Origin of the sequence: Acuticoccus kalidii (assembly GCF_021556395.1) — a bacterium.
Classification (GTDB): domain Bacteria; phylum Pseudomonadota; class Alphaproteobacteria; order Rhizobiales; family Amorphaceae; genus Acuticoccus; species Acuticoccus kalidii.
The window spans coordinates 299,650-312,830 of the sequence record NZ_JAKGCS010000024.1 but is presented as its reverse complement, the minus strand read 5'-3'; the positions used below and the strand labels follow the sequence as shown (position 1 = coordinate 312,830).

The following is a 13,181-nucleotide window of genomic DNA, read 5'->3' as shown; positions in this document are numbered from 1 at the left end:
GCCCGGTCCAGTGATTACTTGCTCAAGCCGGGATGCTCGATCTCTTCGTAGTAACGCTGCGCGCCCTGGTGCAGCGGAATGGGCATGCCATCCATCGCAGTCTGGGAGCCGATCTGTTTTGCGATGGAGTGATAAGGGACCAGATCTTCGGGGTGCTCGTTGAACTGCTTCGTCACCGCGTAGACGAGATCGTCCGGCACCTGAGCGCTGGCGGCGAGGACCACCGCAACGCCCACGGTGGGAACGTCGGCGTCCTGGCCGGCATAGGACGTCGCCGGGATGTTGGTGGCGAAGTAGAAGGGGTACGCCTCGCTCAGCGTCGCGAGCGCGTCCTCTTCGTCCATCGGCAGGAAGCGGATGTCATGCGCGGCGGCGTGCGAGGTCACGGCCGAGGCACCGGCGGGGAGGAGCAGAAACGCCGCATCGAGCTGACCATCGCCGAGGGCGGTCATCTGCTGACTGTGGCTGAGCGGGTCGAGGGTCAACGCGCCGGTCAGGCCGTAGGCGTCGAGGATCGCGGCCGCCATGAGCGCGGTGCCGCTGCCGGCGGGCCCGGGCGATACGCGATGACCGGCGAGATCGGCCATGGTCTCGATATCGCTATCGGCGGGCACCACGACGTGCATGACCTGCTGATAGGTCATCATCACCCCGACCACGTCCTCATAGCCGCCCTCGGCCTCGAAGGCGCCGTGTCCGCCATGGCCGTTATAGGCGGCGTCGGCCATGATGAGGCCGAATTGAGCGGCGTCGGTGCCGAGCAGGCGGACATTCTCGCCCGACCCGCCGGTGGCGCTGGCGGAGAACGCGTAGCCGTCGAGCGTGTTGGACAGGAGTTCGGCCATGCCGGTGGCGAGGGGGAAGAAGACGCCGCCGGTGCTTCCACCGGCAATGCTCATCCGCTCCTGAGCGGAGGCCGGCGCGGCGCTGATCGTGACGGCCGCCGCGATGGCCGCGGCGCGGGCGAGTGTGCCTATCGTCCGGGAAGTGGTCATTTGTTGCTTCCTTCAATGGAAAGGTTGGAGGTTTCGGCCCCGGCCGACTGAGCCCGCATGGCGGGCCAGAGCCGAAACCGGCACGCGGCGAAGAGGCCGATGGCACCAACCACGCCGGCGATATCCGTCCAGATCGTCTGGATGACGAGGAGGATCGCGACGGCGACCGCGGCGAGGCGCATGACGAGCGGCATGGTGCCGAACAGCCAGCCTTGGATCGCCGCCGCCAGGAACACGATGCCCAGCGTTGCGGTGACAAGCGTATGAAGGACGGACCAGGGCGAAGCGTCGATCAGCAAGAGCTCGGGCCCGTAGACGAACATGAACGGGATCAGGAACGCGGCCGAGCCGATGCGGAACGCCTCGATCGCCACACGGCTCGGCGAGGCGCCGGAAATGCCGGCCGCCACGAAAGCGGCGACGGCGACGGGCGGCGTGATGTTGGAGATGGTGCCGAAATAGAAGACGAACATGTGGGCCGAGAGCGGCGGAACACCCAACTCGACGAGAGCCGGCGCGGCGAGAACGGCGAGGATGATGTAGGCCGCCGTCGCCGGCACGCCCATGCCGAGGATGATGGATGAGACCATCGTCAACACCAGCAGCAGGGCGAGATTGCCGCCGGCGAGATCGACCATCAGCGACGACATCCGAAGCCCCATCCCGGTCAGCATCAGCACGCCGACGATGACCCCGGCCGCAGCACAGGCGGTGGCGATGGGCAGCATCGCAAAGGCCGCCTCCCGCAAGGCCTGCAGGATGAACAACAGCCGCTGCTTTCCGGCCGACATCACCACCCCGAGCACCACGGCCGCGCCGATGGACCAGAACGCCGCGAAGGTGGGCGAATACCGCTCGACCAGGATCATCCAGACGAGCACCAGGAGCGGGATGGAGCGCCAGCCGGACCGCATGATGTGCCCGAGCGTCGTGTCGCTCTTCGTCTTGGCGCGCGCCAGATCCTGCCGCCGCGCCAGGAAGTCGACCTGAACGAAGACCGCCAGATAATAGAGGATCGCCGGGATGATCGCGGCGATTGCGATCGTCGAATATTGGGCCCCCAGCATCTCCGCCATCACGAAGGCGCCGGCACCCATCAAAGGCGGCAGGATCGTCCCGCCCGTCGACGCAACCGCCTCGACGGCGCCCGCCTGAACCCGCGAGAAACCGGCTTTGATCATCAAGGGAATGGTGAAGGTGCCCGTCGTCGCGACGTTTCCGGCGGCGCTCCCCGACACCGATCCCATCAGCGAGCTCGCGATGACCGCGATCTTTGCCGGGCCGCCGGTCGCACGGCCGGCGACGAGATCGGCGATCTCGATGAACCACTGGCCGCATCCGGTCACGGACAGGAAGGCGCCGAAGATGACGAAGATGCTGATGAGGGTGGCGGACACGCCGACGGCGGTGCCGAACACGCCATCGGTCGTCATGACGAGATAGCTGGCGATCCGCTGGGTCGGATATCCGGCATGGCCGAACGCCCCGGGGAGCAGATTGCCGAAGAACGCGTAGGCGATGAAGGCGAGGCAAAGCAATGCGAGCGTCGGGCCGAGGACGCGGCGCGTCAGCTCGAGGACAAGCGCCACGATGACGGCGGCTGCGGCGGTCTCCGATTGAAAGAAGATCCCGAAGCGCAGCGTCATCGCGTCATAACGGGAGACGATGAAGGCGATGGCCAGGAAGCCCACCAAGGCGAGCGTCAGATCGAGAAGCCGCCACCAGCGCCGGCCGGCCGGGAATGCCAAGAAACCCAACAGCATTGCGAAGGCGATATGCCAAGCATTCTGCTTGAAGCTCGGCATGAGAGTCAGGACGTTTGAATAAAGCTGAAACAACGAAAAGATGATGGCGAGAACGCCGATCACGGTTTTCAGGGCCGTATCCAGACGGGTCGATCCGACATCCGTGGACTGCTCGACCGTTTCTTCTCGTGTTTGAGGTGTCATCACGGCGCCTGCATCCATGGCTCGGTGTCAGCAGGGAGACTGGCGTCTCTGCTATACTCGGATTTCAGTATACTATAATTCTTGTGTCAACCCCGATTTGCGCAATCGTCGGTCATATTGGGCGATGCATATATTTTGTGCAGCGCAGCGTATCATTTGCCTCTGTTGTGTACTTCGCTGTCGCGTAAGCAAATTTCGGCAGATGTGCGGCCGGGTTTTCTCGTCGATCGGGCGCGGAATGCTTGCTCGCCTGGAAAAGCCCGGCCGGAACCGGCGGTTTGGCGAACTGATATCGCGCGCGTGCCCGGCGAGGCCGCTTTGGTGGCGGACCCCCGGAGCGCGGCGTGAAATCCGAGCTGACGGCGAATTAAGCGGGTTGCTGAATCGGTTTGCTGTCCGCGTCGGCATCGCCTGTCGGCCATGATCCGGCGAAAACGGATCCGTCAGGCGGTCATGAACACCAGCGCGACAGAGGCGATCAGGAGCGCGGCGAACACGATGTTGATGGCGCGGCCGAACACCTCGTCGGTGAGGAGGCGGGAGAAGGCGGCGCCGAAGCCTAGCCAAGCGGTGTTCACCACGAGGATCACCACGGCGAGCGCGGCCGTCTTCGCGATCGCGTCGGCCGTGGGGGAGCCGGCGACGAGCCCGTTACCGGCATAGACCGCGCCGATCGCGGCGAACGCCTTCGGGTTCGCGACCGCGAGGGCGAGACCCGGCATGAAGGTCGGCGCGTCGGTCATGCGCCAGGGTGCGCGCGGCCCGACCGGCGCCGTCGCGATCTTCCAGGCGAGATAGAGGATGTAGAGCCCCGCCACCGCGGAAAGGGCGAGCACGATGGCCGGCTCGGCGAGGACCAAAGCAGTGATGCCGGTCGCGATCATCGCGAGCACCATCGTCGTCCCGATGATGATGCCGAGAAGATAGGGAAGGCCGCGCCGAAAGCCGAAGGCGGTGCCGATGCCCGCAAGGCTGAGGGTTGCGGGGCCGGGACTGCCCATCAAGGGAACCGCCGCGAGCCAGAGGACGAAGAGATCATCCGCCATGGGCGAGGGCGGCGCGCGGGGCGGGCCGTTCGTCGACGAGGAGGTGGGCGATCGAAGAGAGAATGCCGAGCGCGATCGCGAGTGACCACACCTCGTCATAGCCGCCATATCGGTCGAAGAACACGCCGCCGAGCCAGACGCCGGCGAAGCCGCCGAGCTGGTGGCTGAGGAAGATGAAACCGAAGAGGACGCCCATCGCGCGCGGGCCGAACATCGTGAGCACCAATGCGCTGGTGAGGGGGACGGTCGAGAGCCAGAGCCCGCCCATCACGAGCGCGAAGATCATGAGCGAAAGCGGCGTGAGGGGAAGCCAGATGAACACCAGGATGACGGCGGCGCGGATCGCGTAGATCGCGGCGAGAATGCCGGGCTTTGGAAAGCGCATCCCGAGGCGTGCGGCGACCAGCGTGCCGACGATATTGGTGAGGCCTGCGAGCGCCAGCGCGCGCAATCCCAACGCCTCGAGTTCGCTCGGCGATGCCGACGAGATGCAGAAATTGCGCACATAATTGGGCAGATGCGCCGTGATGAATGCGAGATGGAAGCCGCAGACGAAGAACCCCGCGGCGAGGAGAAGGTAGCTCGGATAGGAAAACGCAGCCTTCAGCGTGGGGCCGATCGCCTCCGCCTTCGTCGGCGCCCTCTCGGCCGGCCCGGCCCGCAAGAGCGGAATGCAGAGCGCCATCGGAGCGAGCGCGAAGGTGATCACGAGAAGCGTGAGGCGCCAGTCGAGCCACGCGATGAGGACCGACACGAGAAGGGGCAGGACGACCTGGCCGGCCGATCCGATCGCCGAGGCGATGCCGAGATAGGCGCCGCGCTTGTCCTCCGGTGCGGCGCGTCCCACGACCGTCAGAACGATGCCGAACGCCGTGCCCGAAATTCCCATTCCGACGAGGACACCGGCGCCGAGATGCTGCGCGAGCGCCGTCGTTCCGACGATAGAGAGCGCCATGCCGGCGAGGTAAGAGACGAAGCCGAGCCACAAAGCGCGCCGGTCGCCGAACGTGTCGGCGATGATGCCGAAGACGGGCTGTGCGAGGCCCCAGACGAGATTCTGGATCGCGATCGACAGCGAGAACACCTCGATCCGTCCATCGAACAGCGTCGTCGAGATCGGCTCGATCACCCCGCCGAACACCGAGCGGACACCGAAGGACAGCGCGAGGACGGTGCCGCCCGCGACGACGACGATCGCCGCGTGGCGGCTCTCATCGTTTGCGGCTGTCGGGCGGGTCGATATCGGTCTCGTCATGCGGAGGCGGGTCCGGTGGAATTGACCGCGACGCTAACAACGCCCTACACTTTTGAATAACGAATATGAATGAAGTACTAATTTGGATTGGGTGAAGTGAATCCGGCATTCGACATCGACGCGCTGCGCGCCGTCGTCATCGGGATCGACCTCAAGAGTTTCGCGCGCGCCGCCGTCGAAGTCGGCCGATCGCAGTCGGCGATCAGCATGCAGCTCAAGAAGCTCGAACAGCAGGCCGGCACGCCGCTCTTCGTGCGGCAAGGGCGGGGGCTCGTTCCGACCGAGGCCGGCGAGGCGTTCGTCGCCTATGCCCGGCGTATCGTCGCCCTCAATGACGAGGCGGCGCGGGCGCTCGGGGCGAACACCGTCGCCGCGACGGTCCGTCTCGGGATGCCGCAGGACTTTTTCGACGACGTGATGCCCGCGACGCTCGCCGCGTTCGCCGCCTCCCATCCCGGCGTCCATGTCGAGGTCCGTGCCGGTCCGAACCACCATCTCGCAGAAGAGGTGCGGGCCGGCCGGCTCGACGGAGCGGTCGCCTTCTATCCCGAAGGGGCGGGCGGCGAGGGGGAGGTGCTCTGCGCCATGGCGATGCGCTGGCTCGCCCACGACGGTTATGATGGTACTGCGCGCGATCGGCTCCCGCTCGTCCTCTTCGATCATCCTTGCCTGTTTCGGCAGGCCGCGCTTGCGGCGCTCGAGCGGGCGGGGCGGCGCTGGCATCCGGCGGTGACGACGCCGAGCCTGCCGGGCATTTGGGCCGCTCTGCGCTCCGATCTCGGCTTCGCCGTTCGGACCGAGCACGCGATGCCGCCCGATATCGTGCGGGCGAGCGATGCGCTCGCGCTGCCGGCACTGCCGTCGATCGAAGTACGGCTGTTGCGGGCGACGGACGAATCGTCGATCGGGCGGGCACTCACCGATGCATTGCGCCGGGAAACGCTCGCACGGGTCGCACCCGTCGGTTGAGACGGGTTCGCCGCGTGTCATCATCAGCGTCGGCGCATGCGATCACGAAGGAGACGCCATGAGCGGAACGACCAGCGACGGGCACGGCGCAGGGCCTGCCACACCGCCGATCGCGGCAACGATCGCGGCCGTGTTCCGCGAGGACAAGGTTCTCCTGGTGCGCCGCGCCAATCCGCCGGACGCGGGGCATTGGGGCTTTCCGGGCGGCAAGATCGAGCCCGGCGAGCCGATCGAGGCGGCCGCGGTTCGGGAGCTCTTCGAGGAGACCGGGGTGCGGGGACGGGCGCGGGAGGTGTTCACCGCCGTTGATGCGTTCGACCGGGACGAGACGGGCCACATCCGCCGGCATTTCATCCTGATCGCGGTGCTGTGCGACTGGCTGTCCGGCGAGCCGGTCGCCGGCGACGACGCGCTCGATGCGCGCTGGTTCCAGCTCGACGATCTCGATGAGGCGGCGCTCGCCCTCAGCCTCGACGTCGCCAAGGTGGCGCGACGGGCGGCGGGGCTCGCGCGCGGCGCGGCGACGGAACCGTTCTGAGCGGCGTCCGCTCTGCTCACACCGATTTCAGCGTCAGGATCTTGATGCCCGCGAGGCCGAACAGGGTGCCGACGAGAACGTCGAGCGGACGGCGCAGCGCCGCATAGATCGCGCTCGCGCGGCGGGTGGAGAAGAGGAGGGCGTAGCCGACGAAGATCAGGACCGCCATCGTCGCGCAAAGGGCGATCGCTGCGAAGAGCAGCGCCGGCGAGGCGTGCGGGGTGGTGCCGACGGAGAGCGTCGCCATCCAGACGAGCGGCGCCTTCGGGTTGGTGAGATGAAGGAGGAGTCCGCGCCAGAACTGCCTGGCGGGCCGCATCGGCGCCGTGCCGGCCATCGCCGGCCGCTGCAGGCGGTGCTGCCCCCTGAGGCCCGACCGGATGGACTTGAAGGCGAGATAGAGAAGATAGCCGCCCCCGGCGATCTTCATGGCGGTGAATACGAACGCCGACGTTTTCAGCGCAGCCACGAAGCCGAGCGCGGCGACGATCGCCCAGACAATAGACCCGGTGACGATACCGAGCGCGAGGATCACCGCCGGCTTGCGGCCTTCGCCGGCCGCGACGTTCACGATCATCAGCGTTGCCGGACCAGGGCTCGCGGCGCCGACCACGAAAACGGACAGGATCAGGAGAAGGCTGGGGAGCACAGGGCCGATGTCTGACAGCACGTGCGATCTCCGCTGAACGAAACGCTCCGAGCGGCGGGGGCGCCGCTGGTGGAGCATGGCCCGACCGCCCGGGCGATGTCGAGATGGCGCCGGGCGCTGCGCGGGGATCGTTGGACCAGGCGTCTCGCCGACCGGCGCGTGCGCCGATGGCGTAAGGCGCAGGCTGGATTTCGCCCTCCGGCGATCGCCGATCGGGGCGCGGCGTCGCTCGGCGGGGAGACGCTGGGGCGCGATGCGTTCAGGCGGCCGCCGTGGCCGGCCCGGCGAGGCGGATTACGCCGCGCCGAGTGCCACTTGCCCGCGCTCGATCGTATAGACGGCGTCGACGAGGCCGGTCGAATAAAGCGCGTCCGATTCGGAGATCAGCACGCTATGGTCGCCCTCCTGGCGCAGCGTCGACAGGATTTCGACGAGGCGCTGGACGAGGGCGGGGGCGACGCCCTCGAACGGCTCGTCGAGGATCATGAGGCGCGTGCCGGCGACGAACGCGCGGGCGAGCGCCACGAGCTTTTGCTGTCCGCCGGAAAGCTGCATCGCCCGCCGATCGGACACCGTCTCGACCTCGGGGATCAGCCCGTAGATCCGCGCTAGGCGGGCGTCCGCATCGTCGGTGTGGGCGGCCCAGACCGGTAGCAGGATGTTCTCCTCCACGGTCCAATCCGGCACGAGGCGGCGATCCTCCGGCATATAGCCGACGCCTTCGCGGGCGTGGGTGTGCGGGGCGGCACGGGTCGTGTCGCGTCCGGCGACCGCGATCGTTCCGCTGTCGATGGGGATGAGGTTCATCACCGAGCGCATCAGCGTGGTCTTGCCCGCGCCATTGCGGCCGACGAGGCCGACGAAGGCGTTCGGGCCAACATCCATCGAGACATCGCGCAGGATCGACGCGCCGCCGATCGAGACGGAAATGTTGTCGAGGCGCAGCATTAGGCGCTCTCCGCCGCCGACACCGGCTCGCCGACGATCACCTTGGAGACGGTCGCATCGGCGAAGACCACATCGGGCGGGCCGTCGGCGATCACCGCCCCGTCGGTCAACGCGACGACGCGGGTCGCGTAGCGGCGGACGATCTCCATGTCGTGCTCGATGAAGACGACGGTGGTGCGATCCTCGCCGAAGCGGTCGGCGAGGCGTTGCATCACGTCGTTCTTCTCGTCGCTCGAGACGCCGCTCGTCGGCTCGTCGAGGAGGACGAGGCTCGGATCGGCGGACGTCGCCATCGCGATATCGAGGAGCTTGCGCACCCCCTGGGGCAGCTCGCTGACGAGACTGTCGCCGTGCTCGGCGATGCCATAATGGTCGAGCGCCTCGTCCGCCGCCTCGGCGAGGTGATGGTCGTCGAAGCGGGAGACGATCGCGCGGCGCGGCTCGGCGAGAAGGCTCGTCGCGAGCATCATGTTCTCGCGCGCCGTCGAGGTGGCGAAGAGCTGCGGCACCTGGAAGGAACGGGCGATGCCCTTGCGGGCGAGAACGCGGGCGGGCACGCCGGTCACGTCCTCGCCGCGGAACATCACGCGGCCGGTCGTCGGCTTCAGATGGCCGGAGACGATGTTGAGAAGCGTCGTCTTGCCCGCGCCGTTCGAGCCGATGATGCCGACGAACTCGCCTTCGTCGACGCGCATGTCGATGGCGTTCGCGGCGGCGAACCCGCCAAAGGACTTCGCGATCTCATGGCATTCGAGGATCGGCGTGCTCATGACTGACGTCCCTCCGTTTCAGGTGACGGGCGCGGTGTGCGCCCGCGGGTGATCGTGCGGCGGGCGAGGACGAAGAGGTGGCCGAGCCCGCGCGGCAGGAAGAGGATGATGACGAGCATCACCGCCCCGAGGACGAGTTGCCATTCGTCGGGAAAGAAGGCCGACGCGTAGGTGCGCAGCGTTTCGAGGAAGACCGAGCCGAACAGGGGGCTGAGGACGCTCGCCTGCCCGCTGATGAGCACGATGAAGACGAACTCGCCCGACGTCGTCCAATAGGCAAGGCTCGGGTCGGCATAGCGGGCCGCGGCCGCGGCGAGGGAGCCGCCGGCGCTGCCGAGAATGGCGGCGACGATATAGTTGATATAGACCGCCCGTTTCACCGACCAGCCGAGATATTCGACGCGCGTCTCGTTGTCCTCGATCGCGGAGAGAAGCTTGCCGAAGCGCGAGCGCAGATAAATGTGCGTCGCGATCCCGAGGATGGCCCACACCCAGACGCACAGAAGGAAGAGGGACGTCTGCGACCAGGCGCGCGAGGGCGTGATGCCGAAATAGGTGAGACGGCCGACATTGAGACCGTCGCTCCGGCCGAAAAGGTCCATCTTCACGGCCATCCCGTAAACGACCATCGACAGAGCGAGCGTCAGCATCGCGAAGAAGATGCCGCGATAGCGCGCGAGGAAGGGGCCGACGATGACGGCGACGATCGCCGAGGCGACGGCCCCGATGACGATGGCGAGGACCGCATCCGAGACGCCGAGATATTCGTGCGCCAGCGCGACGCCATAGGCGCCGAGGAAATAATAAAGGCCCTGTCCGAAGGAGAGGAGGCCCGAACGCAGCATGATCATGCAGCCGAGCGCCGGCAAGGAGGCGGCGATCGCGATCTGGAGGAGGTAGGTCACCCAGCCCGGCATCATCGACTGGGCGAACGACAGGAGGATCGCCCCCGCGAGAACGACGAGGACGGTGGGATCGAGAAGATGTCTCATATCTTGCGGGCCATCGGTCGAGCGAAGAGCCCGTACGGGCGGATTGCGAGGACGGCGGCCATCACGGCGTAGACGGTGAAGACGGCAAGGTCCGGCGCGAGATGGGTCGCGGCCGCGCGGGCGATCCCGACGACGAGCGCGCCGATCACGGCGCCGCCGATCGAGCCGAGCCCGCCGATCACGATGACGGCGAAGGCGAGCACGATCACCTCGACGCCGATCCCCGGATTGACGGCGATCTTGGGGGCGGTGACCGCGCCGGCGAACGCGCCGAGCATCGAGCCGACGATGAACGTTCCGGTCATGATCGCGGCGACGTTGACGCCCATCGAGGCACTCATCTCGCGATCGTGGACGACCGCGGTGACACAGCGTCCGGTGCGCGTGCGGTTGAGGACGAACCAGGTCCCGAGCGCGACGAGAACGGCGACGGCGACGGTGAGGACGTCATAGACCGGATAATTGAGCGTGCCGATCTCGACCGTGCCGAACGCGTTGCGCGGCTGGAAGGCGTAGAGCGAGCCACCGCCGAAGACGAGCTTCGTCACGTCCTCCAGAATGAGGAAGAGGGCGTAGGTCGCAAAAAGGGTCAGGACCTCCGGATGGTCGTAGAGCCGCACGAGAACGGTGCGCTCGATGAGGAGGCCGAGAAGCCCCCCGACGATCGCGGCGCCCGCGAAGGCGAGGAGGAGCTGGGGCGCGGTCCCGAAGCCGTTCGAGGCGGCGACACCGATCGCGTAGGCGGCCACATAGGCGCCGATCGCGTAAAACCCGCCATGGGCGATGTTGAGAAGGCGCAGGACGCCGAAGACGAGCGTCAGGCCGATCGCGACGAGAAACAGCCAGCCCGCATACGAGATACCGTCGACGAGGACGATCAGAGCAAGGTTCATGGACACTCTGCTGGGTTCAGGTTGCCTTGGCGGTGCGCCGGAGCGCGTCCGTCAAGGCGGGCGAATGCGAACCCCGGCCGTCGGCGCGTCGCCTCGGGTCGGGGCGGCAGGGGAGGCGGCACGAATGCCGCTCCCGCAAGGCGCTCAGCAGTTCGCGCCCTCGAAGCCGGATTCGATCCACTCGACGGCGGTGACGCCCTCGGGCGGGTTCACGCATTCGGCCGGATAGACCGTGACGTCCTCGATGATCGGCATGCCGGCATCCGAATCCCAGCCCGTATAGACGCCATAGGCGGTGTCGGAGATGCCCTGATGGCCGTTATGGAGGGCCATCGTGATCGGGTAGCCGTCGACGGTCTCGAAGGTGAGGCCGCGCAGCGCCTCGATGATCGCGTCCGTCTCGGGCAGGTTGCCGGTTTCGGACGCGGCCTTCTCGGCCGCCGCCTTGATCGCGAGGATGCCCTGTGCCGCGACATAGGCGCCGAGCGGCGGATAGCGGCCATAGGTCTCCTCGTAGCTCGCGGCGAACCAGTCGGAGAGCGGGGTCGATTTCGCGAGATAGGAGTTCGGACCACGGGCGCCGACGATGGTGCCTTCGATCGTGTTCTCGCCGAGGCCGTCGATCACGCCGGTGCCGAGGGTGAAGGCGAAGGTCGTGTCGTCGCCGAGCCCGCGGGAGGCGGCCTGGAGCATCAGCGCATCGGCGTCGCCGCCCCAGAAGGAGACGAAAGTGATGTCGGCGGGATCGGAGGCGAGGGCGGAGATTTCGCTGCCATAATCACCCGCGCCGAGCGCCGGGAAGAGGGCGTTCTTATAGGTCGTGTCGGGCTTCAGCGCGGTCATCGCGGCCTTGAACTCGACCCAGTTGTCCTGGCCCCAGGAATAATCCTGATTGACGCCGGAGACGGAGAGGGCGTCCGGGAATTTCGCCGCGAGATAGCGGGCGAGGGCGACCTGGTCCATCGTGCCCATCGGCGCGGAGCGGACGACATAATAGGGGTCGGTGTCGACGTCCTCGAAGAGGCCCGGATTGCCGCAATGGAAGAAGTTCGTCAGCGTCTCGAGCTCTTCGATGATCGGGGCGAGGGCGTTGCAGTTGCCGCTCGAATTGTAGCCGATCACCATGTCGACGCCTTCGCGCTCGACGAGGCGGCGATATTCGGCGATCTGCTTTCGCGTGCCGCCGGCCTCGTCGATGAAGATCGGCTCGATCGAGACGCCGTTGATCCCGACCGTGTCGTAGGGGGCGGGAAGCGAACCTTCGTTGAGCGCGTCCACCATCATAGCGGCGCTGTCACGGGCCGGGGTGCCGTAGGCGGCACCGGCGCCGGAAAGAAAGTAGACGAACCCAATCTTGACGCTGTCCTGCGCCTGGGCGGATGCGGTCGCGAAAAGGGCCGCTGCCGCGAGGCAGGTCGCGGAACACAGCCGCCGGGCGTGGCGGCGGGTAAAAGTCGTCATACGTCGTTTGTCTCCGTGTGGCGAAAATCGAATCGATGAAAGGAACACGGCGCGGTTGCCGGATGCGGCGCATCCGGCGGCCATGATCGGGCGGGTTCGCTCAGCCGACCTTCTGCGCGTCGAAACGCGATCGAAGCACCGCATTGCGGTGGCCGTGACGGTGATGGCCGCGGTGCAGTTCGGCGGCGTTCGATCGGCCGGTGTGCCGGGCGGGACGGCATCTCACACGCAGGCGCGGGCGACGCGGCGACAGGGCGCCACACGAACGCATGCGATGATCGGCGATGTACGAAGAGCGCGCGATCAGCACGCAAAGTCGTCCATTCGCGGTGGTGAGATCAGTGTCCTTCATCAGCTCCATTGCGGTCCACCGCGAGAGGGTGCGGCCGTCAGATGGACCATTGCTCTGCTTCGACGTCGCGACAGGGCCGCAACGTCTATTCCGGCATTTGTGGCGGGTTGAGCGAATTGCTCACGAGAGTGCCCGAGCGGGCATTCGTAATCTGTGTTTAACGCCAATGGATCCTTTGGTAAAGACCCGCTTGAAACGACCACGGCGGCAAGCGCGGAAAACGTGCCGGAATTCGGCGCTTATCCCCACGCTGGGTGGCGAAGGTGTGCGCAGATCCTGCGCCCTCTGGTGGCAATTGGATACAGTTTCGCCAGTCTGCCTTTATCGGCGCCACGCCCGATGACGGGCCGTTGGATCTGGGATT

The 13,181-nt window shown here is 66.8% G+C and carries 13 protein-coding genes; 2 read left to right on the top strand and 11 right to left on the bottom strand.

From position 1 onward, the window contains the following. Positions 1–14 precede the first annotated feature (14 nt). From L1787_RS14990 to L1787_RS14975, 4 genes are all read right to left on the bottom strand, one after another. The gene (locus tag L1787_RS14990; RefSeq protein ID WP_235709636.1) at positions 15–995 is read right to left on the bottom strand and encodes a TAXI family TRAP transporter solute-binding subunit; all 981 of its coding nucleotides are present in this window, start codon (positions 993–995) and stop codon (positions 15–17) included. Next, positions 992–2,944 carry a TRAP transporter permease gene (locus L1787_RS14985; protein WP_235710053.1) on the bottom strand — a complete coding sequence of 651 codons (1,953 nt, stop codon included), beginning with the start codon at positions 2,942–2,944 and terminating at the stop codon, positions 992–994. Before L1787_RS14985 ends, L1787_RS14990 begins: the two co-directional genes overlap by 4 nt. Positions 2,945–3,387: 443 nt before the next feature. Next, the gene (locus L1787_RS14980) at positions 3,388–3,990 is read right to left on the bottom strand and encodes a LysE family translocator (protein ID WP_235709635.1); all 603 of its coding nucleotides are present in this window, start codon (positions 3,988–3,990) and stop codon (positions 3,388–3,390) included. After that, the gene (locus L1787_RS14975) at positions 3,980–5,245 is read right to left on the bottom strand and encodes an MFS transporter (protein WP_235709634.1); all 1,266 of its coding nucleotides are present in this window, start codon (positions 5,243–5,245) and stop codon (positions 3,980–3,982) included. Before L1787_RS14975 ends, L1787_RS14980 begins: the two co-directional genes overlap by 11 nt. Positions 5,246–5,341: 96 nt before the next feature. On the opposite strand from L1787_RS14975, the gene L1787_RS14970 reads away from it, so the two are divergent. Both L1787_RS14970 and L1787_RS14965 read left to right on the top strand, forming a co-directional pair. Beyond that, positions 5,342–6,214, top strand: coding sequence for a LysR substrate-binding domain-containing protein (locus tag L1787_RS14970; protein ID WP_235709633.1), 873 nt, complete (start codon positions 5,342–5,344; stop codon positions 6,212–6,214). 58 nt (positions 6,215–6,272) lie between these two features. Next, on the top strand, positions 6,273–6,752 hold the full coding sequence (locus tag L1787_RS14965) for an NUDIX hydrolase (RefSeq protein WP_235709632.1): 480 nt from the start codon (positions 6,273–6,275) through the stop codon (positions 6,750–6,752). A 16-nt stretch (positions 6,753–6,768) separates the two neighbouring features. Here the strand turns inward: L1787_RS14965 and L1787_RS14960 are convergent, their stop codons facing one another. The 7 genes from L1787_RS14960 to L1787_RS14930 form a co-directional block, all read right to left on the bottom strand. Beyond that, positions 6,769–7,422 (bottom strand): LysE family translocator, encoded by a 654-nt coding sequence (locus tag L1787_RS14960; RefSeq protein ID WP_235709631.1) that lies wholly within the window; start codon positions 7,420–7,422, stop codon positions 6,769–6,771. Positions 7,423–7,695: 273 nt separating this feature from the next. Further along, positions 7,696–8,349 carry an ABC transporter ATP-binding protein gene (locus tag L1787_RS14955; RefSeq protein WP_235709630.1) on the bottom strand — a complete coding sequence of 218 codons (654 nt, stop codon included), beginning with the start codon at positions 8,347–8,349 and terminating at the stop codon, positions 7,696–7,698. Further along, positions 8,349–9,119, bottom strand: coding sequence for an ABC transporter ATP-binding protein (locus L1787_RS14950; protein ID WP_235709629.1), 771 nt, complete (start codon positions 9,117–9,119; stop codon positions 8,349–8,351). Before L1787_RS14950 ends, L1787_RS14955 begins: the two co-directional genes overlap by 1 nt. Continuing rightward, the gene (locus L1787_RS14945; RefSeq protein WP_235709628.1) at positions 9,116–10,111 is read right to left on the bottom strand and encodes a branched-chain amino acid ABC transporter permease; all 996 of its coding nucleotides are present in this window, start codon (positions 10,109–10,111) and stop codon (positions 9,116–9,118) included. The genes L1787_RS14950 and L1787_RS14945 overlap by 4 nt, the downstream gene beginning before the upstream one ends. After that, complete coding sequence (locus L1787_RS14940) at positions 10,108–11,004, bottom strand: branched-chain amino acid ABC transporter permease (RefSeq protein WP_235709627.1); 897 nt, start codon at positions 11,002–11,004, stop codon at positions 10,108–10,110. The genes L1787_RS14945 and L1787_RS14940 overlap by 4 nt, the downstream gene beginning before the upstream one ends. Before the next feature lie 144 nt (positions 11,005–11,148). Next, positions 11,149–12,465, bottom strand: coding sequence for an ABC transporter substrate-binding protein (locus L1787_RS14935; protein WP_235709626.1), 1,317 nt, complete (start codon positions 12,463–12,465; stop codon positions 11,149–11,151). Positions 12,466–12,565: 100 nt separating this feature from the next. Continuing rightward, positions 12,566–12,817: a hypothetical protein gene (locus L1787_RS14930; RefSeq protein ID WP_235709625.1), complete on the bottom strand. Its 252-nt coding sequence runs from the start codon at positions 12,815–12,817 to the stop codon at positions 12,566–12,568. Positions 12,818–13,181 lie beyond the last annotated feature (364 nt).

What these genes read in the sequence shown, in the direction of transcription:
- L1787_RS14990 (WP_235709636.1), bottom strand. Translation starts at nt 995, where the DNA reads ATGACCACTTCCCGGACGATAGGCACACTCGCCCGCGCCGCGGCCATC.
- L1787_RS14985 (WP_235710053.1), bottom strand. Translation starts at nt 2,944, where the DNA reads ATGACACCTCAAACACGAGAAGAAACGGTCGAGCAGTCCACGGATGTC.
- L1787_RS14980 (WP_235709635.1), bottom strand. Translation starts at nt 3,990, where the DNA reads ATGGCGGATGATCTCTTCGTCCTCTGGCTCGCGGCGGTTCCCTTGATG.
- L1787_RS14975 (WP_235709634.1), bottom strand. Translation starts at nt 5,245, where the DNA reads ATGACGAGACCGATATCGACCCGCCCGACAGCCGCAAACGATGAGAGC.
- L1787_RS14965 (WP_235709632.1), top strand. Translation starts at nt 6,273, where the DNA reads ATGAGCGGAACGACCAGCGACGGGCACGGCGCAGGGCCTGCCACACCG.
- L1787_RS14955 (WP_235709630.1), bottom strand. Translation starts at nt 8,349, where the DNA reads ATGCTGCGCCTCGACAACATTTCCGTCTCGATCGGCGGCGCGTCGATC.
- L1787_RS14950 (WP_235709629.1), bottom strand. Translation starts at nt 9,119, where the DNA reads ATGAGCACGCCGATCCTCGAATGCCATGAGATCGCGAAGTCCTTTGGC.
- L1787_RS14945 (WP_235709628.1), bottom strand. Translation starts at nt 10,111, where the DNA reads ATGAGACATCTTCTCGATCCCACCGTCCTCGTCGTTCTCGCGGGGGCG.
- L1787_RS14940 (WP_235709627.1), bottom strand. Translation starts at nt 11,004, where the DNA reads ATGAACCTTGCTCTGATCGTCCTCGTCGACGGTATCTCGTATGCGGGC.
- L1787_RS14935 (WP_235709626.1), bottom strand. Translation starts at nt 12,465, where the DNA reads ATGACGACTTTTACCCGCCGCCACGCCCGGCGGCTGTGTTCCGCGACC.
- L1787_RS14930 (WP_235709625.1), bottom strand. Translation starts at nt 12,817, where the DNA reads ATGAAGGACACTGATCTCACCACCGCGAATGGACGACTTTGCGTGCTG.